Source organism: Streptomyces sp. NPDC057486 (genome assembly GCF_042802415.1).
Taxonomy (GTDB): domain Bacteria; phylum Actinomycetota; class Actinomycetes; order Streptomycetales; family Streptomycetaceae; genus Streptomyces; species Streptomyces yanii.
This window is the reverse complement of record NZ_JBHVEE010000097.1, coordinates 16,556-38,191: the sequence shown is the minus strand read 5'-3', so window position 1 is coordinate 38,191 and position 21,636 is coordinate 16,556. Positions and strand designations below refer to the sequence as shown.

At 68.4% G+C, this 21,636-nt stretch carries 18 protein-coding genes, 1 tRNA gene and 1 pseudogene; 9 read left to right on the top strand and 11 right to left on the bottom strand.

The genetic code is table 11. The annotated features are described in order from the left end of the window. The 4 genes from ACFU6I_RS33595 to ACFU6I_RS33580 form a co-directional block, all read right to left on the bottom strand. On the bottom strand, positions 1 to 572 hold a 572-nt coding region (locus ACFU6I_RS33595), incomplete at its 3' end, for an MFS transporter (protein ID WP_384373550.1). Between the two features lie 128 nt (positions 573 to 700). Then, entirely contained in the window at positions 701 to 2,848 is a 2,148-nt protein-coding gene (locus tag ACFU6I_RS33590) for an acetate--CoA ligase family protein (protein WP_384373547.1), read from the bottom strand. A gap of 2 nt (positions 2,849 to 2,850) precedes the next feature. Further along, the gene (gene frc, locus ACFU6I_RS33585) at positions 2,851 to 4,080 is read right to left on the bottom strand and encodes a formyl-CoA transferase (RefSeq protein ID WP_384373544.1); all 1,230 of its coding nucleotides are present in this window, start codon (positions 4,078 to 4,080) and stop codon (positions 2,851 to 2,853) included. 16 nt (positions 4,081 to 4,096) lie between these two features. Continuing rightward, complete coding sequence (locus ACFU6I_RS33580; protein WP_384373541.1) at positions 4,097 to 5,779, bottom strand: thiamine pyrophosphate-binding protein; 1,683 nt, start codon at positions 5,777 to 5,779, stop codon at positions 4,097 to 4,099. A gap of 165 nt (positions 5,780 to 5,944) precedes the next feature. Between ACFU6I_RS33580 and sucC the strand changes: the two genes are divergently transcribed. From sucC to ACFU6I_RS33565, 3 genes are all read left to right on the top strand, one after another. Continuing rightward, positions 5,945 to 7,075: an ADP-forming succinate--CoA ligase subunit beta gene (gene sucC / locus ACFU6I_RS33575; RefSeq protein ID WP_384373538.1), complete on the top strand. Its 1,131-nt coding sequence runs from the start codon at positions 5,945 to 5,947 to the stop codon at positions 7,073 to 7,075. An 11-nt stretch (positions 7,076 to 7,086) separates the two neighbouring features. Beyond that, on the top strand, positions 7,087 to 8,007 hold the full coding sequence (gene sucD, locus ACFU6I_RS33570; protein WP_384373535.1) for a succinate--CoA ligase subunit alpha: 921 nt from the start codon (positions 7,087 to 7,089) through the stop codon (positions 8,005 to 8,007). A gap of 251 nt (positions 8,008 to 8,258) precedes the next feature. Further along, positions 8,259 to 9,830 carry an aldehyde dehydrogenase family protein gene (locus ACFU6I_RS33565; protein ID WP_384373532.1) on the top strand — a complete coding sequence of 524 codons (1,572 nt, stop codon included), beginning with the start codon at positions 8,259 to 8,261 and terminating at the stop codon, positions 9,828 to 9,830. 35 nt (positions 9,831 to 9,865) lie between these two features. On the opposite strand, the gene ACFU6I_RS33560 is transcribed toward ACFU6I_RS33565, so the two are convergent. Next, positions 9,866 to 11,170 carry a DUF2254 domain-containing protein gene (locus ACFU6I_RS33560; protein ID WP_384373529.1) on the bottom strand — a complete coding sequence of 435 codons (1,305 nt, stop codon included), beginning with the start codon at positions 11,168 to 11,170 and terminating at the stop codon, positions 9,866 to 9,868. Between the two features lie 224 nt (positions 11,171 to 11,394). Between ACFU6I_RS33560 and ACFU6I_RS33555 the strand changes: the two genes are divergently transcribed. Then, positions 11,395 to 11,479, top strand: a tRNA-Leu gene (locus tag ACFU6I_RS33555). A 490-nt stretch (positions 11,480 to 11,969) separates the two neighbouring features. After that, on the top strand, positions 11,970 to 12,779 hold the full coding sequence (locus tag ACFU6I_RS33550) for a DUF427 domain-containing protein (RefSeq protein ID WP_384373526.1): 810 nt from the start codon (positions 11,970 to 11,972) through the stop codon (positions 12,777 to 12,779). Positions 12,780 to 12,805: 26 nt separating this feature from the next. On the opposite strand, the gene ACFU6I_RS33545 is transcribed toward ACFU6I_RS33550, so the two are convergent. The 3 genes from ACFU6I_RS33545 to ACFU6I_RS33535 all read right to left on the bottom strand — a co-directional run bounded on the left by ACFU6I_RS33545 (position 12,806) and on the right by ACFU6I_RS33535 (position 15,781). Beyond that, positions 12,806 to 13,066, bottom strand: a complete 261-nt coding sequence (locus ACFU6I_RS33545; RefSeq protein WP_384373523.1) for a hypothetical protein — start codon at positions 13,064 to 13,066, stop codon at positions 12,806 to 12,808. Further along, positions 13,063 to 13,698: an AAA family ATPase gene (locus ACFU6I_RS33540; protein ID WP_384373520.1), complete on the bottom strand. Its 636-nt coding sequence runs from the start codon at positions 13,696 to 13,698 to the stop codon at positions 13,063 to 13,065. The genes ACFU6I_RS33545 and ACFU6I_RS33540 overlap by 4 nt, the downstream gene beginning before the upstream one ends. Positions 13,699 to 14,320: 622 nt before the next feature. Further along, on the bottom strand, positions 14,321 to 15,781 hold the full coding sequence (locus tag ACFU6I_RS33535; RefSeq protein WP_384373516.1) for an amino acid permease: 1,461 nt from the start codon (positions 15,779 to 15,781) through the stop codon (positions 14,321 to 14,323). Positions 15,782 to 16,130: 349 nt separating this feature from the next. On the opposite strand from ACFU6I_RS33535, the gene ACFU6I_RS33530 reads away from it, so the two are divergent. The 4 genes from ACFU6I_RS33530 to ACFU6I_RS33515 all read left to right on the top strand — a co-directional run bounded on the left by ACFU6I_RS33530 (position 16,131) and on the right by ACFU6I_RS33515 (position 20,149). Next, positions 16,131 to 17,297, top strand: coding sequence for a helix-turn-helix domain-containing protein (locus tag ACFU6I_RS33530; protein ID WP_384373513.1), 1,167 nt, complete (start codon positions 16,131 to 16,133; stop codon positions 17,295 to 17,297). Further along, positions 17,294 to 17,839, top strand: coding sequence for a hypothetical protein (locus tag ACFU6I_RS33525; protein ID WP_384373510.1), 546 nt, complete (start codon positions 17,294 to 17,296; stop codon positions 17,837 to 17,839). Before ACFU6I_RS33530 ends, ACFU6I_RS33525 begins: the two co-directional genes overlap by 4 nt. A 550-nt stretch (positions 17,840 to 18,389) precedes the next feature. Continuing rightward, a complete protein-coding gene (locus tag ACFU6I_RS33520; protein ID WP_384373507.1) occupies positions 18,390 to 19,325 on the top strand; it encodes a RimK family alpha-L-glutamate ligase in 936 nt (311 codons plus the stop codon). Next, positions 19,322 to 20,149 (top strand): RimK family alpha-L-glutamate ligase, encoded by an 828-nt coding sequence (locus ACFU6I_RS33515; protein ID WP_384373504.1) that lies wholly within the window; start codon positions 19,322 to 19,324, stop codon positions 20,147 to 20,149. The genes ACFU6I_RS33520 and ACFU6I_RS33515 overlap by 4 nt, the downstream gene beginning before the upstream one ends. Positions 20,150 to 20,329: 180 nt before the next feature. On the opposite strand, the pseudogene ACFU6I_RS33510 reads toward ACFU6I_RS33515, so the two are convergent. The 3 genes and pseudogenes from ACFU6I_RS33510 to ACFU6I_RS33500 form a co-directional block, all read right to left on the bottom strand. Next, positions 20,330 to 20,434: pseudogene (locus ACFU6I_RS33510) on the bottom strand (DNA helicase); the annotation flags it as partial. A 156-nt stretch (positions 20,435 to 20,590) separates the two neighbouring features. Further along, the gene (locus tag ACFU6I_RS33505; protein WP_345511129.1) at positions 20,591 to 21,001 is read right to left on the bottom strand and encodes a VOC family protein; all 411 of its coding nucleotides are present in this window, start codon (positions 20,999 to 21,001) and stop codon (positions 20,591 to 20,593) included. An 85-nt stretch (positions 21,002 to 21,086) separates the two neighbouring features. Then, positions 21,087 to 21,446 (bottom strand): helix-turn-helix domain-containing protein, encoded by a 360-nt coding sequence (locus tag ACFU6I_RS33500; RefSeq protein ID WP_384373553.1) that lies wholly within the window; start codon positions 21,444 to 21,446, stop codon positions 21,087 to 21,089. Positions 21,447 to 21,636: the final 190 nt, after the last annotated feature.

The window sequence follows — 21,636 nt, the reverse complement described above, 5'->3', positions numbered from 1 at the left end:
AGATCCATGTACGAGGTGAAGAGGAACACGAACGGCACCGAGCCATAGGCGAAACCGCCGTTGACCATGCCGGTCTTGCCGCCCTTGCGCTCCGGATACCACTTGCCGACCATGTTCACGCAGGTCGCGTAGACGAGACCGGCGCCGATACCGCTGAACATGCCGAAGCCGAAGTAGGCGACGATGACATGCGGTGCGTACGCCAGCGAGAGGTAGCCGAGCAGAGTGCCCAGCGCTCCGAGGAGCATCGCGCTCCTGGCCGGCAGTCTTCCGCTCTCGCGGAGTTTCCCGGCAGGGAAGGCAACGGCTGCCTGGAAGAAGATCCAGACCCCCATCAGCCAGAAGATGTGGCCGCTGGCCCACATGTGCGCGTCGTGCAGCGTCTCCTCGGCGGAGGTGAACGCGTACTCCGACGAGCTGATGCCCAACATGCCGATCCATGGGAAGAGCACCATGGTCCAGCGTGGTCGCCGCATGATGTCCCGGTCGGTCTCGCCGAGCCGGTACACACGGCCGTTGCGGTCCGTCACCTCCCTGAAGGGGACGGATGTGGAGATGTCAGTCGTTGTCATGATCGATCGAACCCCTCGCGTGGAAGAAGTCTGGCCAGCGCCCCCTGTCCGTTCCCACTTCGCGTCGCCCGGGGTCTGCGGCCGAGCGGTTCCCCGCAGACCCCGTGGTTCGAGCCGTCGCCCTCAGGTCATCGATCACCGTCCAACAGCCCTGCCGCACGGGCCCATCGGTACTTGGCGCCCAGCACGGCCACCGGCTTCTCCGTCGTGTACGGGTACGCGACGACGCCGTGCTCGAAGAGGTACTGGCACGCCTCCTCCACCTCGGTGTCGCCGGCCAACGACGCCACCACGGGCTTCTCGATCCCGCGCTCGCGGAATTCCGCGACCACCCGGGCCGTCAGCTCCGCGAAGACCATCGGGGGAGTGACGATCGTGTGCCAGTAGCCGAGGACCAGCGAGTGGATCCGCGGATCCTCCAGACCGAGCCTGATCGTTGCCTCGTACGTCGACGGCGGCTCGCCGCCCGTGATGTCGATCGGGTTGCCCGCCGCACCGAACGGCGGAATGAACGCCTTGAACGCCGCGTCCAGATCCGGCGGAATCTCCATGAGGGAGAGCCCGTTGTCGACGATCGCGTCCGACAGCAGCACACCCGAACCGCCGGCGCCGGTGATGATGACGACGTTGTCGCCCTTCGGCGTCGGCAGCACGGGCAGCGCCCGCGCATACTCCAGCATGTCGTTCAGCCCCGGGGCCCTGATCACCCCCGCCTGGCGCAGGATGTCGTCGTACACGGCGTCGTCGCCCGCCAGCGCACCGGTGTGCGATCCCGCCGCCTTCGCACCGGCGCTGGTACGACCGGCCTTCAGTACCACGATCGGCTTCTTCGACACGGTCGCGCGCGCCGCCTCGACGAACGCGCGCCCGTCCTTGAGATCCTCCAGGTGCATCGCGATGCAGTCGGTGTTGGGGTCCTCGCCGAACCAGGTCAGCAGGTCGTCCTCGTCGATGTCCGACTTGTTGCCGAGCCCGACGATCGCCGACACACCGGTCTTCGTGGAACGGGCGAAGCCGAGGATGGCCATGCCGATCCCGCCGGACTGCGACGTCAGCGCCACCCCGCCCTTCACGTCGTACGGGGTGCAGAAGGTGGCGCAGAGGTCCTGCCACGTCGAGTAGTAGCCGTAGATGTTCGGCCCGAGCAGACGCACGCCATACCGTTCGCCGATCGCCACGATCTCGTCCTGCAAGGCCTGTTCACCGGTCTCGGCGAATCCGGAAGGGATGAGCACCGCATTCGGAATCCCCTTGCGCCCCACCTCTTCCAGCGCCGATGCCACGAACTTGGCGGGGATCGCGAAGACCGCCACATCCACCTCACCGGGAACGTCGGTGACACTCTTGTACGCCTTGCGGCCCAGAATGTCATCGGTCCGGGGGTTCACCGGATGGATCTCCCCGGAGAATCCGCCGTCGATGAGGTTGCGCATCACCGAATTGCCGATCTTGCCCTGTTCGTTGGAGGCGCCGATCACGGCGACCGAGCGCGGCTCCATCAGCCGGCGCATCGACGCGAGGATCTCCTCGCGCGGGTACGTACGCCGGGTCCCCACCGCCTCCGTCGACAGCAGGATCCGGATGTCCGCCGCGACCGCACCTTCCGGAGCGGCGATGACCGGATTGAGATCGACCTCCGCGATCTCCGGGAAATCCGTGACCAGTTGGGAGACCCGCCGGATCTGCTCGGCCAGCGCCCACCGGTCCACCGGCGGCGCACCCCGCACCCCGCGCAGAATCTCCGCGGCGCCGATCGAGTCGAGCATCGACTGCGCCTCGTCCGCACTGACCGGAGCGAGACGGAAGGTGATGTCCTTCAGCACCTCCACCAGCACGCCACCGAGCCCGAAGGCGACGACCTTCCCGAACGTCGGGTCGGTGACCGCGCCGACGATGACCTCCTGGCCGGGTGGCACCAGCTGCTGCACCTGGACACCGTCGATCCGCGCGTCGGGCGCGTACGCCCGCACGTTCTCGATGATCCGGCAGAACGCGGCCCGGACCGCCGAGGCACCCTCCACCCCGACGACGACACCACCCGCATCCGTCTTGTGCAGCACATCGGGGGAGACGATCTTCAGTACGACCGGTCCGCCGAGCCGGTCCGCGACGGCCACCGCCTCCTCGACGTCCTGCGCGAGCTCCTCGCCCGGCACGGCGATCCCGTACGCATCGGCGACGATCTTGCCCTCGGGCGCGGTGAGCGCATTGCGTCCGGCGGCCCGTACCGAGTCGAGCAACGCCCTTACGGTCTCACGGTCCTGTGATTCGACCATGCTCAGATGACTCCGTTCGTCTTCAGCAGCCGCAGCTCCTCGTCGCCGAGGCCCAGCTCACCGACGTACACCTCTTCGTTGTGCTCACCGAGCAGTGGCGACGTGACCACATCCACCGGGGAGTCGGAGAGCTTCAGCGGGGAGCCGACGGTGGTGAACGTGCCGCGCTCCGGGTGGTCCACCCGGACGACCATCTCGTTGGCGACCAGGGACTCGTCCTCGATGATCTCCTGGGTGGAGAGGATCGGGCCGCACGGGATGTTGTGTGCGTTCAGCCGCTCCAGCACTTCCCATTTGGGGAGCGTCGAGGACCACTCCTCGATGAGCTGGAACATCTTGTCGAGCTTGGGCAGCCTGGCCTCAGGCGTCGACCACTCGGGGTCGTCCACCAGCTCCGGCCGTCCGATGAGCGAGGCGAGCGGCTGCCAGCCCACCGGCTGCACAATGACGTACACGTAGTCGTTGGGCCCACCGGGCGCGCACTTCACCGCCCACCCGGGCTGTCCACCGCCGCTCGCATTGCCGCTGCGCGGCACCTCGTCGCCGAAGTCCTCGTTCGGATACTCCGCCAACGGCCCGTGTGCCAGCCGCTGTTGGTCGCGGAGCTTCACCCGGCAGAGGTTGAGCACCGCATGCTGCATGGCGACGTTGACGCGCTGTCCCCGCCCGGTGTTCTCGCGCTGGAACAGCGCGGCCAGAATGCCCGCGACCGCGTGGATTCCGGTTCCGGAGTCGCCGATCTGCGCACCGGTGGCGAGCGGCGGACCGTCCTCGAAGCCGGTGGTGGACATCGAGCCGCCCATGGCCTGGGCGACCACCTCGTACGCCTTGAAGTTGGTGTACGGACCCTCGCCGAAGCCCTTGATGGAGGCGTACACGATCCGCGGATTGATCTCCTGGATCCGCTCCCAGGTGAACCCCATCCGGTCGACGGCGCCCGGTCCGAAGTTCTCCACCATCACATCGCTGCGTCGGATCAGTTCGGTGAGGAGTTCCTTGCCGCGCTCGCTCTTGGTATTGAGCGTGATGCTCCGCTTGTTGCAGTTGAGCATCGTGAAGTAGAGGGAGTCGACATCCGGCAGATCGCGCAGCTGTTTGCGGGTGATGTCCCCGCTCGGCGCTTCGAGCTTCACCACGTCCGCGCCGAGCCAGGCGAGCAGCTGGGTGGCGGAGGGACCGGACTGTACGTGCGTCATGTCGAGGACGCGCACGCCCTCAAGAGCTTTGGTCATGCCAACGGCTCCTCTGCTACTTGTACATGGTCTGGTTCATGGTTCCGGGGGCGTACGCGTCGGGGTCGACCCAGACGTTGATCAGCGACGGCAGACCGGATTCACGGGCCCGCCGCAGTGCCGGCGCGATGTCGGCGGGGTCGCGGACCTCTTCGCCGTAACCCCCGAGCATCTGGGCGAACTTGTCGTAGTGGACGTCGCCGAGGGTGTTGCCGACCCGCTCGCGCTCGTCCCCGTACTTCGCCTTCTGGCCGTACCGGATCTGGTTCATCGAGGAGTTGTTGCCGACGATGCCGACGAAGGGGAGGTTGTAGCGGACCAGCGTCTCGAAGTCCCAGCCGGTCAGCGAGAACGCGCCGTCACCGAAGAGCGCCACGACCTCCTTGTCGGGCCGGGCCTGCTTCGCCGCCAGCACGAACGGCACTCCGACGCCGAGCGTGCCCAGCGGTCCCGGGTCCATCCAGTGGCCGGGCGACTTGGGCTGCACGACCTGACCGGAGAAGGTGACGATGTCGCCGCCGTCCCCGATGTAGATCGAGTCCTCGGTGAGGAAGTCATTGATCTCGCTGACCAGCCGGTACGGATGGATCGGCGACGTATCCGACTTCAGACTGGGCAACCGCTTCTCGATCGCGGTCTGTTCGGCGGTGCGGAGCTCCTCCAGCCACGCCTTGCGCTTGACCGCGCCTCCGTTCAGCCGTCCGCTCGCGGCTTCCGTGACCGCCTTGAGGACCATCCCCGCGTCCCCGACGATCCCGAGATCGATGTCCCGGTTCTTGCCGACGGTGCGGTAGTCGAGGTCGATCTGCACGACCGTGGCATCGGGGGAGAGCCGCTTGCCATACCCCATGCGGAAGTCGAAGGGCGTACCCACGATCACGATCAGATCGGCGTTGGAGAAGGCATAGCGCCGCGACAGCTGGAAGTGGTGCGGATCGCCGGGCGGCAGGGTGCCGCGCCCGGCCCCGTTCATGTAGGCGGGGACATTGAGCGTCCGCACGAGGTCGATGGCGGAGTCCGTCGCGCGGGTCGTCCACACCTGACTGCCCAACAGGATCGCCGGCTTCTCGGCGTGCACGAGGAGGTCGGCGAGCTTCTCGACGGCTTCGGGGTCACCGGCCGCACGGGTCGAGGCCCGGTACTGCCCGGCCTCCGGTACCCGGGCCTTCGACACCGGCACCTTGGCGTCCAGTACATCGCGCGGTATCTCCAGGAAGGAGGGTCCCGGAGCCCCGTGGTAGCACTCGCGGAAGGCCATGGACACCATGTCGGCGGCGCGGGCCGTATCGGGCACGGTGGCGGCGAACTTGGAGATGGGCGTCATCATCTCGACGTGCGGGAGATCCTGCAACGAGCCCATCTTGTGCTGGCTGTGCGCTCCCTGACCACCGATCAGCAACATGGGCGACTCGGCGCGGAACGCGTTCGCGACGCCCGTCACCGCGTCCGTGGTCCCCGGCCCCGCGGTGACGACGGCGCATCCGGGTTTGCCGGTGATCCGTGCGTACCCGTCGGCGGCGTGCGCGGCGACCTGCTCATGACGCACGTCGACGACTTCGATGCCCTCGTCGACGCAGCCGTCGTAGATGTCGATGATGTGGCCGCCGCACAGGGTGTAGATGCGTTCCACCCCCTCGGCCTTCAGCGCCTTGGCGACCAAGTGCCCACCGGAAATGAGTTCCTGGCTGTCCTCGGGCATGGCGATCCTGTCCCTTCGTCGGGGAGTGGGGGGAGCCACTGCGGTGCCCCCGCGGTACATTGCATACAGTCGACGAATACTGTATGAAGCTTGTTATCCCGCATCCGGTGGGTGGTGTCCAGGGGGCGTGCGGCACTTTCACAATCGGCACGATCGGGAGTGGCTATGGATCTGTACGAGCACCAGGCACGGCAACTCTTCGCAGAACACGGCATAGCGGTACCGCAGGCAGAGGTCATCGACAGCGCGGCCGAGGCCAAGGCGGCAGCGGGCAGGCTCGGCGGTCGCGTCGTGGTCAAGGCCCAGGTCAAGACCGGCGGCCGCGGCAAGGCGGGCGGAGTGAAGCTCGCCGCCGACCCGGCAGCGGCCGAACTGACCACCCGCCAGATCCTCGGCATGGACATCAAGGGCCACCGGGTACGCACGGTGATGCTCGCCCAGCCCGTCGACATCGAGGAGGAGTTCTACGTCAGCTATGTACTCGACCGAACGAACGGCACCTTTCTCGCCATCGCCTCGGCGGAGGGCGGCATGGAGATCGAGGAGGTCGCCGCCACCCGGCCGGAGGCAGTGGCCCGCATCCCCGTCGACCCGGTGGAAGGAGTCACTGAGAAGAAAGCCGTGGAGATCGCGGCAGCGGCAGCCCTACCACCCGATGCCGCCCCCGTACTCCACCGCCTCTGGCAGGTCCTCACGAGGGAGGACGCCCTGCTCGTCGAGGTCAACCCGTTGGTCCGGACGACGGACGGACGGATTCTCGCACTCGACGGCAAGGTGACCCTCGATGACAACGCCCGCTTCCGCCAGTCCCGTTGGGGTGCGAAGGACGACCCCCACGGCAACCTCCTGGAGTCGGCCGCCGCGGCCAAGGGTCTGAACTACGTCAAACTCGACGGCGAGGTCGGCATCATCGGCAACGGCGCCGGACTCGTCATGTCCACCCTCGACGTCGTCGCCGGCTGCGGAGCCCGCCCGGCCAACTTCCTCGACATCGGTGGCGGCGCCTCGGCAGCCGTCATGGCCGACGGCCTCTCCGTCATCCTCTCCGACCCGGCAGTGAAGTCGGTCTTCGTCAACGTCTTCGGAGGCATCACCTCCTGCGACGCGGTCGCCGACGGCATCGTCCAGGCGCTGCAGTCCGTACGCCTGACCAAACCGCTCGTCGTCCGCCTCGACGGCAACAACGCCGCCCGCGGCCGCGCGATCCTCGACGCACACGCGCACCCCCTGGTCGAGCAGTCCACGACGATGGACGGCGCCGCGAGCCGAGCGGCCCAACTGGCAGCCGCAGCCTAAGGAGACGTGACATGGCCATCTATCTCACCAAGGAGAGCAAGGTCCTCGTCCAGGGCATGACCGGCGCCGAGGGCATGAAGCACACCCGCAGGATGCTGGCGGCGGGCACCCGGATCGTAGGCGGCGTCAACCCGCGCAAGGCAGGCCGGAGCGTGGACATCGACGGTGCCGGGATTCCCGTCTTCGGCTCCGTACGCGAAGGAATGGACGCCACGGGAGCGGACGTCACCGTGGTCTTCGTACCGCCGCCGTTCGCCAAGGCGGCCGTCATCGAAGCGGTCGACGCGGGGATTGCTCTGGCGGTGGTCATCACCGAAGGCATCCCGGTCCACGATGCCGTCGCCTTTCACGCCCACGCCCGCAGCCACGGCACCCGCATCATCGGCCCCAACTGTCCCGGCGTGATCACCCCCGGCCAGTCCAACGCGGGCATCATCCCGACCGACATCGCCCCCGGACCGGGCCGGATCGGCCTCGTCTCGAAGTCCGGGACGCTCACGTACCAGTTGATGCACGAACTGCGCGACATCGGCTTCACATCGGCGGTCGGCATCGGCGGCGACCCCGTCATCGGCACGACGCACATCGACTGTCTGACCGCGTTCGAGAACGACCCGGACACCGAGCTGATCGTCCTCATCGGAGAGATCGGCGGCGACGCGGAGGAACGAGCGGCGGCGCACATCGCACAGCACATCAGCAAGCCGGTGATCGGCTACATCGCGGGCTTCACGGCCCCCGAGGGCAAGACGATGGGCCACGCGGGTGCGATCGTCTCGGGCTCGTCGGGAACGGCGGAGGCGAAGCAGAAGGCACTGGAGGCGGCGGGGGTCGCGGTGGGCGCGACACCGACGGAGACGGCGCGGTTGGTGCGGGAGAAGCTGGGGGAACATTCCAACCGCTCGGGCACGTCCAGCCCGTCCGGCGTTTGAGGGCAGGGGTCCGGGGCGGAGCCCCGCTTTCGGGAAGGGGCGGGTAGGGCAAAGGCCCGCAGCAGGCGCCCCACCACCCGCCCCGGACCTCCACCCGGTCCGCCCCGACCCCTCACCCCTCACCACGTGGCCATGACGTCCCTCACCCTGAGCCAACGTCACCCCGACCCCCCACCTCCACTCACTACCGTCCGGTTCGAGCGAGCCATCCCACCTCCCGCCCCGACTGTGCACCGAGAGCGGAGACCTTCATGGCACCCACCCACACGTCCGACAACACGCCCGCCCCACCCCTCACCCTCAAGCCGGGCACCGCCTGGGCCGATGCCTGGCAGCGCTGCCTCACCACCGCCCCGGAGGCCTTCCGGGGCGACCGGGTCCTCAACCTCTGGGCCGCATCCTGGCAGCAGGACGGCCACCCCCTCCCCGCCACCAGCCCCGTGGACGGCACGCCCATCGCCGGCCCGCCCCGTCTGGACGCCCCCACCGCCCAACAGGCGGTCCGGGCCTCCCTCGACCAGCACCGCGCCTGGCGCCACATCCCGCTCCCCGAACGCCGCGCCCGCGTATCCGCCACCCTCGACGCGCTCACCCAACACCGGGAGCTCCTCGCCCTCCTCCTCGTCTGGGAGATCGGCAAACCATGGCGCCTCGCCCAGGCGGACGTGGACCGCGCGATCGACGGAGTGCGCTGGTACGTCGACCACATCGACCGGCTCCTCGCCGACCGCACCCCGCTGCCGGGCCCGGTCTCCAACATCGCCAGCTGGAACTACCCCATGTCCGTGCTGGTCCACGCGATGCTCGTCCAGGCCCTGGCCGGCAACGCGGTCATCGCCAAGACCCCCACCGACGGCGGCGTCGCCTGCCTCACCCTGGCCTGCGCACTCGCCGCCCGCGAGGGCATCCCGCTCACCCTCGTCAGCGGCAGCGGCAGTGAACTCTCCGCGCCCCTCGTCCGCTCGGCCGAGATCGGTTGCGTTTCCTTCGTCGGCGGCCGGGACACCGGGGCCCGCATCGCCACCGAAGTCGCCGACCTCGGCAAACGGCACATCCTCGAACAGGAGGGCCTCAACACCTGGGGCATCTGGAACTTCACGGACTGGCCCTCCCTGACCGCCGTCATCCCGAAGCTCTTCGACTACGGCAAGCAGCGCTGCACCGCGTACCCCCGCTTCGTGGTCCAGCGCAGCGCGTTCGACGCGTTCCTGTCGGCCTACCTTCCCGCCGTCCGCTCCCTCCGCACGGGCCACCCCCTGGCAGTCGCAAGCCCCACCGACCCGCTCCCCACTCTCGACTTCGGCCCGCTGATCAACGCAGCCAAGGCCAAGGAGCTGGCCGATCAGGTCGCGGAGGCCATCGACCGGGGCGCGGTCCCGCTCCACCGGGGATCGACGGCCGACGCCCACTTCCTCCCCGGGCAGGACACCAGCGCGTACCTCCACCCGGTCACCCTCCTCAACCCGCCCCCGTCGTCGCCGCTCCATCACGCGGAACCGTTCGGCCCGGTCGACACGATCGTCCTCGTCGATACGGAGGCCGAACTCCTGGCAGCCATGAACGCGTCGAACGGCGCCCTGGTCGCCACCTTGTCGACCGACGACCCGGCAACGTACGCCCGCCTCGCCCCTCAGATCCGGGCATTCAAGACCGGCCACGGCACACCCCGCTCCCGCGGCGACCGCGAGGAACTCTTCGGGGGGTTCGGTGCCTCCTGGCGGGGCGCCTTCGTGGGCGGCGAACTGCTGGTCAGAGCGGTGACGGACGGCCCGCCCGGAGAGCGGCTCCCGGGCAACTTCCCGGACTACCACCTGATGCCGTAGCCACCGGGAACCAACCACCGGGAACGCCCCTTGCCTCACCCGATCCCCTGACGATCGGGGACGAGTGCGAACTCCCGCTCGGCGATGTCAGGCACCGTGCGCTCCACTGCCCTCACCAGGAGCGTACGGTGCCTGACCAGCGCGCCTTTCCGATCCTCCGGCGCCAACACCAGCAGGTCATCGATCCCGGCCAGCATCCGCCGCGACACCTGCGGACTCCTCGTCGCGCACCACCGGATCTCCTCGAAGGCGAGATCCACCAAGTCGGACCACTCCGGCCCCTCCTGCACCAGCCGCACCGCCCCCGCCCGGTCCCGGTGATGCACCGGCCCGAGCGGCAGACGCACGACCGCAGCAAGCAACTGCACGATCCGGTCCAGACACTGCACGGCGGTCGTCGGATCGTTCACGGCTGGGGACAGCGCCCGCAGCGCGATGTCCGACAGCTGACGCAGCCCGAACGCCAGGTCCTGGTGAAGCGTGCGCTCGACCCCCACCGAGAGCGCGTATCGCAAGGCCCGCCGGGACTGTGCGCCCTCACCATGAACGGCCAGCACCGGCGTCCCGGGCACCACGTAGTCCCCGATCCGCGGGATCAGCCGCAGGACCACCCCCTGCCGCTGAGCGGCCCGCACCACCCGCGCCACATGCACATCCCGCAGCACCCCCGCCCGCCCCTCGTACAGGACGCGCGCACTCTCCTCCGCAAGCGGTACCGCGTCCCGCTCTCCACCGGGCATCCGCCGGAGCATCCGCACGGATTCACGGGTGATGCGATCGACCACAGGCCCCACCTGCATGAGCCGCAGCGTGGCGCTCACATACGCGATGAACAGGAACAGACTCAGGCCGACCATGGCCAACGTCAGCATGCTCTGCACGAGCGGCACGGACGTGACCCGCTTCGGATCGGTTTCACTCTCGTACGAGGTCAGAACCAGCAACGAGAACGAGAACGTCGCCAGGAACACGGTCAGAGTGAGCTTGCTGATCCGGCTCCGGGAGAAGATCCGCACCACCCGCGGGGTGAGCTGCCCGCTCGCCATCTGCACGGCCACCAGCGAGATGCTGAAGACGACACCGATGAACGTCATCATCGCCGAGCTGACGGTGGTGACGATGGTCCTGGCGTCGTCGGCGAACTTGATCAGATCACTGACCTCGCCGTACGCCTGCTCGCCCTGGAGTCTCGCGATGATCTCCGTATCCAGCGTCGAGACGCCCCACCAGACGGCGAAGGCGCACAGCAGGCCGACCGTCGGAGCGAACCAGAACGTATCGCGCAGATGCTCACGCAAGGGGGACAGCGCACGGGGCCGCCGATAGCCGCGATCACTCATGCAGGCGAAGCTAGCCCGACCCTCTTCGCGGCAGCCGGACGCCGTCCGGCGATCCGCCGGACGTACTGCACGTGCACGAACGACGACAGAACGTACACACGGCCAGGCCAACGGCTTCCGTGCGCCCGCCACCCCCGCTGACCACCGAATATGCAGGTGAGAGGCACCCCAAACCCCTGGTATTGTTTTCTTTGTCGCCGCGGGAGACCGGGGCCGATCACCTAGTCCGGGTGGCGGAATGGCAGACGCGCTAGCTTGAGGTGCTAGTGCCCTTTATCGGGCGTGGGGGTTCAAGTCCCCCCTCGGACACAACCACTGACGATACGTGGATGAGGGCCTCGACCTTACGGTCGTGGCCCTCGTTGCGTTTTCGTAGCTGATGGTGATGCCCAGGGCTTCACCGAGGGGATTCCTCCCTTCGGCGTCAGCGGCCCGGATGCCTGGTGCTCATCGAGTCCCGCCGGTCCTTTCCCGGCCTGGAAGGTCTCCTCCACCCGCCACTTCTCTCGGACGCTGGTGGCGCAGGGGGAGGATCCCGGGATCCTTGTTCCGGTCGCTCATCGGCAGAAGCCGCGGGACGGCGAGGATGTTGATGGAGGGGCCAGGCGAGGCAGCGTGACCGGTCATGACGCCGTCCGCCCCTGTGAAGGGAGTGGGACGGCTGTCCGTCGTATCGGGGAACGCCCATCAGGGATGTGACCTGGGCGGACGATACATCGGCACCTGCGGTGGCCGGTTCACACGTCCGGCGGAGAAACTGGGCGTACGGAAGTGGCAGGGCGGACTGAGGTGATCGCCTATGACGGACGAGAGTGTGGACTACCCGGGTCTCATCGTCCCGGTCGGACATGTCGAGCCGGTGCCGCGGCGCATCCGTGCGCAGGTCGGCGGTCAGTGGGTGTTCGACACCCGGCGCGCGGTGTACGTGTGGGAGTGGCCCGGCTATCCGCAGTACAGCATTCCGCTGCGGGATCTGACCGGGGGCGTCCTGACCGACGACGGCCGCACGGGGCGCTTGGGTCCCGGCCCCGCGCGGCGGCACTCGCTGCGGGTCGGCTCCGAGGTCCGTGAAGGTGCGGCGTGGGTCTGGGCCGAGGGAGCCCCGGAGGTACTCATCGGCACCGCCCGTTTCCGGTGGGACGCGATCGACGCGTGGTACGAGGAGGAAGAGCAGGTCTTCGTGCACCCGAGGAGCCCGTATACGCGGGTGGACGCGTTGCGCTCGTCCAGCAGTGTGCGCGTCGAGGTGGACGGCACCGTCCTGGCGGATGCGCCGTCCTCGGTGAAGCTCTTCGAGACCGGCCTGCCGACCCGTTACTACGTGGAGCGTGCCTTCGTCGACTGGGACCTGCTGCGTTTCTCGGACACGGTGACGGCGTGCCCGTACAAGGGCAGGACCAGCGGGTACTGGTCCTTCGCGAGCGGGGCCGTCACCCATGACGATGTCGCTTGGGCGTACGACTTCCCGACGATGGCGTGCTCCGCCATCGCGGGGATGGTCGCCTTCTACAACGAGCACGTCGACCTGCACGTGGACGGCGTCCTGCTTCCGCGGCCCACCGCCCTCTCACGGGCACAGTGGGACAAGCAGCAGCGGGCGCGTTCCTGAGCCGCTCGCCGACGCCCACAGTCATGTCAGGTGCGGCTGCCCGTGCCTGACGAGGGCGTGCCGGCGGCGAACGCGGTCAGGACACGTAGGGCGGCCGTACCGGTGTTCGTCAGCAGGGCGACCGTCGGCGCCGTCCACCGGTCCAGGTGGCGCTGCAGGTCCGGATCGAGCTCGATGGTGATCCGGACATACCTGCTGGTCAGCGTGGTCACCTTGGGCGTGTGGGGTTGCGGTTCCGCCTGACCGCGCTGCAAGGCCGCGCGATAGTTGTCCTTGCGTTGGTTCATTCGCCTTCCTGACGCTTGAGGAGTTCGTTCGCGAGGTCCATGTAGGCCGTTTTCTGGACGCGGACCGGACCGCCGAACGACTGGGAGTACAGGTCGAGGCGGGCGATCTGCGTGTCGAGCACGTCGAATCCCCGTTCCGCGAGGACTTCCCGGGCGTCGGCGTCGGGACCGGTACGGGTGGTGTCGGGGCGGTTGGTGCGGTTGAGCAGCACCGCGGTGCGGGCCGGCTTCGCGCGCAGGGACTGCACATCGCTCATCTCGGTCTGAATGGGGGCCATCCGGTCCAGCTCGATGGGGGCCGGAGTGACCGGCACGATCCACTCGTCGGCATGGCGCATGACGCCGCGGGCGACGCGGGCGTGGTCCTCGAGCTGAGGGGCGTCGAGCACCACGGCCTGCCGTCCGCCGAGAAAGTCGTCGATACGACGGTGCACGTCGCCCACGGGAAGAGAGATCACGGGGAAGGGGAAGCCGCCGGCGAGTTCGCTCCAGCGCAGCGCGGAACCGGCCGGATCGCTGTCGACGAGCAACGGGGGCAGTCCCAGCTCGTAGAGCGCATGGGCCAGCCAGACAGCACTGGTCGTCTTCCCGACTCCGGGCTTCAGGTTGACAAACGCACAGCTCAGCAGCACGTCCGCCAGCGTATTGAGCCCAGCCGGCCAGTGCCGCCCGCCGCGCGGAGTGGGTGCCCGGGTTTCACCCGGGGGTGGGCCAGGTGGATGCAGGTGCGGCAACGATTCGACCGCGGTCGCGTCGGGCCTCCGACAGCCCGGTCTCCTCCGGAGCGGAGGTCGACGTGGACGCCTCGCCCGGTGGCGAGGGCGGCTCGACGAGGAGGCGGCCGATGGCGAGGTCCTTCCTGGATGCCGCTCACGCGCAGCGCACCGGGCGCCTTGGGCGGGGACGCCCAGCACGGGAAGCGGACGAGCGCCGTCGCGTCGAGGCGGCCCGCGCCGACCGACTGGACCAGCTCACCCGCAACGCGGAGCAGACCTGGGGCAGGGGCGAGGACCTCATCGCGCAGAAGAAGTCCGCAGCCCACGACCGCGCCTCCGCGCTCCTGGACGACCTGCGTGCCGCCCCGCCCGCACCGGCGACATCACCGCATCCGAGGAGAGGGCCGGACGCCTGCGCGAGACCCATCGGGGCAAGCCGGCGCTCATGCGTCGCTTCGACGAGATCGGCATTCCCCAACCCCGCGCGCGGCCCGCGCGAAAATGACTTCGCGCGGGCCGTCGCCGGTGCCTGGAAACGTCAGGTGCCCTCGTGCTCCCGCGCAAGGTCATTGACCCGTCCGCGGACGACGAACCAGCCGCCGACCAGCGCCGCCGCGATCAGCGGCAGACACAGCACGGTCGTACGGCCCACTCCGCCGCCCCACCACATCAGGAAGACGACACCGGCGAGGAAGAACAGTGTGACGATCTGCGTGTAGGGGGCCCAGGGCAGCCGGTACGAGGGGCGGGTGACCCTGCCGTTCTGCGAGCGGTGCCAGAAGAGCAGCGAACAGAGCATGATCATGCCCCAGGTGCCGAGAATGCCGATCGACGCGAAGTTGAGAACGATCTCGAACGCCTGGCCGGGCATGACGTAATTGAGCACGACGCCGAGCACACCGAAACCGGCGGTCAGCAGGATGCCGCCGTAGGGCACCTGCCCCTTGTTCATCCGGCCGGTGAACCTGGGCGCGGAGCCCGCCAGGGCCATGGACCGCAGGATGCGCCCGGTGGAGTACAGCCCGGAGTTCAGGCTGGAGAGTGCCGCGGTCAGCACGACCAGGTTCATCACACCGGCCGCGCCCGGGACGCCGAGCTTGTCCATGACGGTGACGAACGGGCTCTGGTCCCCCGAGTACGAGGTGTACGGCAGCAGGAGGGCCAGGAGCACCACCGACCCGACGTAGAAGAGGCCGACGCGCCACATGATCGAGTTGATCGCCTTGGGCATGATCTTCTCGGGGTTCTCGGTCTCGCCGGCAGCCACACCGCACAGCTCGACCGAGGCGTACGCGAACACGACACCCTGGATCACCATCAGCATCGGAAGCGTGCCGGTGGGGAAGATGCCGCCGCTGTCGGAGATGGTGGAGAAGCCGGGCGTGTGACCGTCCACCGGGTGTTGGGTGACCACCAGGAAGATCCCGATGAGCATGAACGCGACCAGGGCGGAGACCTTGATGATCGCGAACCAGAACTCCATCTCACCGAAGTACTTCACCGAGATCAGGTTGGCGGTGAGCACGACGGCAAGGGCGATCAGCGCGAGGATCCACTGCGGGATGTCGCTGAACATCGCCCAGAAGTGGGCGTAGGTGGCGGCCGCGGTGATATCGGCCACGGCGGTGGTCGACCAGTTCAGGAAGTACAGCCAGCCGGCCGCGAAGGCGCCCTTCTCACCCATGAACTCACGGGCGTACGAGACGAAGGCACCGGAGGAGGGCCGGTAGAGGACCAGCTCGCCGAGCGCGCGGACGACGAAGAAGGCGAAGACACCACAGACGGCGTAGGCGACGGCGAGCGAGGGACCCGCGTCGGCCAGCCGCCCGCCCGCGCCCAGGAACAGGCCGGTGCCGATCGCTCCGCCGATGGCGATCATGTTGATGTGACGGGACTTGAGGTCCTTGCTGTAACCGGCATCGCCGGCGTCCCGGTGGGGGGAGCTCGTCGCCGGTGGGGCGGCGACGAGCGTTTCGGCCGCAGTGGAGCGGTCACTCATGGAGGAGATTCGCCTTTGTGAGGGGAAGGTGGGCGTTCCCGGCCATCGCCGGCCAGGGAGTCGCCACTGGCACGGCTCGACGGCCATCATCCGGGAATCCTGTGATTCTGACAGTGCCCTACATCACTCAGGAATAAATCTGAGGTACATGAGAGGTTACGGGGCGGTAAGCAACGGGGGGTGGAGACGCCTCTCGGCGTCCCGATATGCCGCGGGCGATGGTGAAGACCTCGATGGCGGAGGTGGTGTTCGCGAATGCGGTCGGGGCGCTGCGATATCGGCGACGCGGGGATCGGGGGGGCAGGCGACGGGCGTTGCGATTTTCGCAACGCCCTCGTACGCTGACCGTATGAGTGAGACTGTGAGCGAACGTGTACGGAAAGTCATGGGCGCGGCCTCGGTTCACCAGGCAGCGTTCGCCGAGACCGTAGGGCTGACCCCCGACAAACTGTCGAAGTCTCTCAGCGGCGTCCGGCGATTCACGTCTCTTGACCTCGCCCGGATCGCCGAGTTCGGCAACACCACCGTCGACTGGCTGCTGACCGGCCGCGAGCCGCTCCGTCCTGCCTTCGCGGCCCGCGCAAGCGCCCCGGAAGTCGATGACCAGGGACGCGACGGACTCAGGGATCTCGTCGAAAGGTTCACGACGGCCCACGAGGTACTGGAATTTCTCGGCCGGTCACCGGAGCTGCCGGAACTGCCGTCCGTCCGGAGCGAGGTGAAGCGCCATGTCGACCAGGGTGTGGCTCTGGCCGAGGACGCATTGGCAGCCGCCGGGACACCGGCGGTCAGCGATCTGGAGACATCCGAGCTGATCCACGTCGTGGAGCGTGCCTTCGGCGTGGACGTGGCGAAGATCGGCTTGCCCGAGGGGGTCGACGGTGCGGCCTGGCAGGCGGACGGATTCCGGCTGATCATGATCGGCCGGACGAAGGTGCCGACGCGCCAGCGCTTCACTCTCGCCCATGAACTCGGGCACATCCTGGCCCGGGACGCCCAGGACCTCCTCACGGAGACTCATCTCGCGCCGGGGCGACAGAAGGACCTGACAGAGATCCGCGCCAATGTGTTCGCAGCCGGCCTGCTCATGCCCAGGGACGAGCTGAACGCTGCTGCGAAAGGGCGCGACCTCACGGACGAAGAGCTCAGATCGCTCGTCGTGCGCTTCAAGGTGTCGCCGAGCGCACTCGCCGCCCGGCTTTCCCAGCTGGGCCTCATCGACGCGGAGACAAGAGCCGGACTGCGTGAACTCACCACGGAGGCATGCCACTTGCTGACCGGACAGAGTGACGCGTTCGCGGCCCGCACCGCCTGGGCGGAAGCCGCACGGCTGCCCTTCCGCCCCATCCGGTCGCTGTACGAGGCGTACCTCGCCGGAGAGACGACGCTGCGCCCGCTGGCCGCCTACACCGGCTTGGACGTCGATGAGATCCGCGCGACGCTCGAACCCGAGCCGGGGGACGGCACACCGTCCACAGTCGACGCGGACGAAGGGGACCTGGTCTTCCAGCCATGACACGCCGCTGTTGGTTCCCCGACAACACTGTGCTGTGCAACTTCGCGGCGGTCGACCGCCTGAGCCTGCTGGAAAAGGTCCTGGACGGCCGGGGGCGCTGGACGCAGGCGGTTGCGGCGGAGGCTCAGCAGTCGACCCGGTACTGGCCGCGGCTGCGCCAGGTGAGCGAGGACGGGTGGCTCGGCGATCCCATCGAGATCGACGACCTGGCCGAAACCGTACTCGTGGACCGCATCCGCCGCGTGGTGTTCGGCGGCTCACCGTCCCGGCCGCTGCAACACCTGGGTGAGGCGGAGACGCTCGTCATTATCGAGCACCGCAGGGAGTTGGCGGACTCCGTATGGATAACGGACGACGGAGAAGCGGGCCGCTACGCCCGCCGCAAAGGCATCTGTGTCAAGAACACGGTCGACCTCATGCGGGAGGCCGTTGCCGGCGAACTGATCGTGGCAGACGACGGCTACCGACTCCTGATCGCGATGGAAGCGGCCGACCGCCATCTGCGGGGCGTCCCGCAGAGGCCGGAGGACTTGCTGCGTTGAAGCCTCCGGGAACAACTCCGTTGAGTCTGGGGAGTCCTCGGACAGGGCGGCCGGACGTTCACCTTCGACTCACCGGTACTGGTCGCGGGCCGGGAGGGCCTGGCGAGAGAGCTGATGGATCGTTGGGAGGCGCAGCTCTGACTCCGGCTGCCGCGGGCAGCGACGCGCGGCCCCACACACCGGCCTCCACCTGGAATTCGCCCGGTCGACCCGACCACGATACGTACAGGCCGTCGCAGGCGCTCGTGACCCCGGGCGTCCCCACTGTTCGACCCGTGCGCGTCACGATGTCTGCCCCCGGAACGGACCCGTACTTCCGCACTTCTGTATTCCGTGACCCGATAGCGGACTCGGCCGGTGCGAGGCCATCCACTCCATGGCCGCGCCGTACGAAGATCTGTTTGGATGAGGGAACGCATCATCAGTAACATCCGGCCGGCGTTGCTTTGGGGCGAGCGTGACGTAGCGTTGCCCTTTTGGTGGTGTTCGGAAAAGCACCGCAAGGCATCGTTGTGCCCTCATCAGTCATGGGGCACCGAGGGGTATTGGGATGAAGCTCTGCTTCCTCGTCGAAGAGCTGTACCGGCATGACGGCATGCCACTTGACGTGGCCCGACGACTGTCGTCGTGGGGACACCAGGTGGACGTGGTGCGCCCCGGCGGCTCGCTGCTGCGGATTTCGGAAGAGGTGCGGGCGGGGACCCATGACGCCTGGGTGCTCAAGACCGTGTCCGGCGGCCCCGGGCTCACCCTTCTGGAGGCCGCGGCGGCCGTGGGCCTGACTACGGTGAACGACGCGCGGTCGATCCGTGCGGTGCGCGACAAGGTCTTTACATCGGTCATCGCGCGGCAGCACGGGCTACCGGTTCCGGTGACCTATTCGGCACCCAGGGCCACACTGTTCGTGGATGTCCCCGACGAGCTCTTCCCCCTGGTGGTCAAGCCCGCCGATGGCAGCTCGGGGCGGGGGGTGCGGTTCGTGCCGGAACCCGGGCGCCTGGCGGAGGCGGAGCAGGCGGGGGAGGGCCAACTGATCGCACAGCCGTACGTGCCCAACGCCGGTTCCGACCTGAAGGTCTACTGTCTCGCCGGCGAGTTTCACGCGACCTTGCGACGCTCCCCGCTCCACCCGGACGGGCCGGTCGAGGAGGGAGCTGTCCCCCTGCCCGCCGAGGTGGCCGCGGTGGCGGCGAAGGTGGGGGCGGTCTTCGGCCTCGACCTGTACGGCATCGACGTGGTGCTCGGCCCCGACGGGCCCGTGATCGTCGACATCAATGACTTCCCGAGCTTCCGTCAGGTCCCGGACGCCGTCTCCCGGTTGGCCGGTGCCGTCCTCGATCTGGCCAGGGCGGGTGGCAGCGCGCGGCCGGGCGTACTCGCCCCGGCTCCGCGCATTCCCTCCCAGTCGCTGATCCCCTACGGACAGCCTCACCCGCACCCCGAAGCGGACATGCTGGCTGCCGTACCGGGAGCCGCCCAGATATGAGGGTGTGTCTGCTGACCGACAAACCGGATCATCCGCTGCTTGCCGCCGCCTCTTTCGCACTGATCGAGGCGGACCACCAGGTGACGTTCCTGAACCCGGACACCGGGACCGGGCACCCGTCGGAACTGGTGATCCCGGACGATCTCGCGGACGTCTACCTGCTCAAGGCCCATAACGCCCGGGCACTGGAACTTGCCCGTTTTCTCGAAGCACATGGTGCCCGGGTGGTGAACTCCGCCGCTGCGACGGAGCTGTGCCAGGACAGGAGCCGGATCGCAGCCGTGGCCGAAGGCGCCGGCCTGCCGATGCCCCGGACCAAGACCCTGGATGCGCTGTCCGAAGCCCTCCCCGGAGCGGAGCGGCCGGAGTACGGCTATCCGCTCATGGTGAAGAGTCGCCACAGCCGGCGCGCGGACCTGGTCGCCCGCGTGGACGGCCCGGCCGAGCTCCGGAACCTTGCCGCAAAGTGGCCCGACGAGCCAGTCGTCCTGCAGGAGTTCGTCGCGAACAGCGGCTGGGACCACAAGCTGTGGGTGATCGCGGGAGAGGTGTTCACGGGGGTGCGCCCCGCACCGGTGGGCGCCCCGCCGGACAGTGCGCTGCCGACGGCACTGGTCCGTGACCTGCCGCAGGACTGGACGGAAACAGCCCTTCACATGGGCGAGGTCTTCGGCCTGGACGTCTACGGTGTCGACCTGCTGGACCGCGAAGGGACGCCCGTCGTCGTCGACATCAACGCCTTCCCGGGCATCCGCGGGCCGAAGGGCGCCCCGGCCGCGCTGGCAGCCCTGGCGTTGCAGCGCCCCGGTTTCGTTTCGCCCTAAGGGCTGTCCGTAATCCCTGGTGGATCAGCGCGCGGCGTCAGATGCGGTGCATCGCAAGGCGGAGGACCGTCCTCATACTGGGTGTATTCGGGCGTTCCGACAACGCAGCGAGGTTCCGTAGCTGTCGTCGTGCGCCCGCCAGGGATTGCGGGACAGCCCTGAGGAGGCCTGACACACCCAGGCCTCCACCGGGAACTCGCTCGGCGTGCCCGACCACGACACGTGCAGCCCGTCCCGGGCCCGCGTGCACGCGACGATCAGCAGGCAGCGTTCCGCCGGCGAGTCCGACCAGACCTGTACGGCATCCGCATCGGAAGGCACATCGCCCCGCAGGCGCCTGACAGGGATGCACGCGGCCTTGAGTCGTTGCCCCGCCCCCCGGCGCCGTCGCAGTTGCCGATCAGCGCCGCCGTGATCCCGGCCGACGTCCGCCCTCGGTTCTCAACCCAGGAGCTGAGTGAAGCGGATGCTGTTGCCGAAGGGGTCGCGGAGGCCGCAGTCGATTCCGTATGGGCGGTCCGTGGGCTCATCGGTGAACTCCACGCCCCGGCCCAGCAGGGTCTCGTACGTCTTCCGGCAGTCGTCCGTGGTGAAGATGAGCGAGCCGCCCATGGCGCCCTTCGTCACCAGTTCGCGGACCTGCTGAGCCGTCTCCTCGGACATCGCTGGAGGTCCCGGCTTCTCCAGGAGGATCTGGCGTTCCGGATGGCCGGGGATGCTGACCGTGAGCCAGCGCATGAAGCCCATGTCGACGTCGGCGTTGACCTCCAGCCCCAGCTTGCCGACGTAGAAGTCGAGGGCCTCGTCCTGGTCGAGGACGTAGATCTGAGAGTGCGTGATGGCGTTGAACATGTGCATCACGCTAGTGGGTCGGGCCGACGAAAACTTATCCAGAACTGCTCAGCCGACGGCCCATGCGGAGGGGCTGCACCCGCGCTCAGGCGCTCGGCCGCGTCCACGCCTTCGTGAAGCACGTGGGCACGTTCACGGCCGCCGTCTCCTTGCGGTACGTCCTCGGTGACCGGCCGACGATGTCGCGGAACGTGCGGCTGAACGTGCCGGTGCTGCCGAACCCGACCTCGTAACAGACGTCCGTGATACTGCGGTCGGTCTCCCGCAGCAGCGACATCGCCCGCTCGACACGGCGGCGCTGCAGATAGCGGTGCGGCGTCTCGCCGAAGGTGGCCCGGAAGGTACGTGCGAAGTGTGCCGGGGACACATGGGCGATCCGGGCCAGGGCCGGGACGTCCAGCGGTTGCGCGTATGCGCGGTCCATCGCATCCCGTGCCCGGAGCATGCGGCGGTTGGTCTCTTCCACGGTGCGGCTCACGGCACCATCCCACCACACGGTTACGCGGCCTCGTCAGGTCGCGAGGTCCTCGATGATCTCCCCTGACCTGTCGGCCCGCCGACGGCGCCCACGCCGGGGACAGACATCGACGATGTCGTCGAGTACGACGAACAGCGCCACCTGGGTCAGGCAGTGG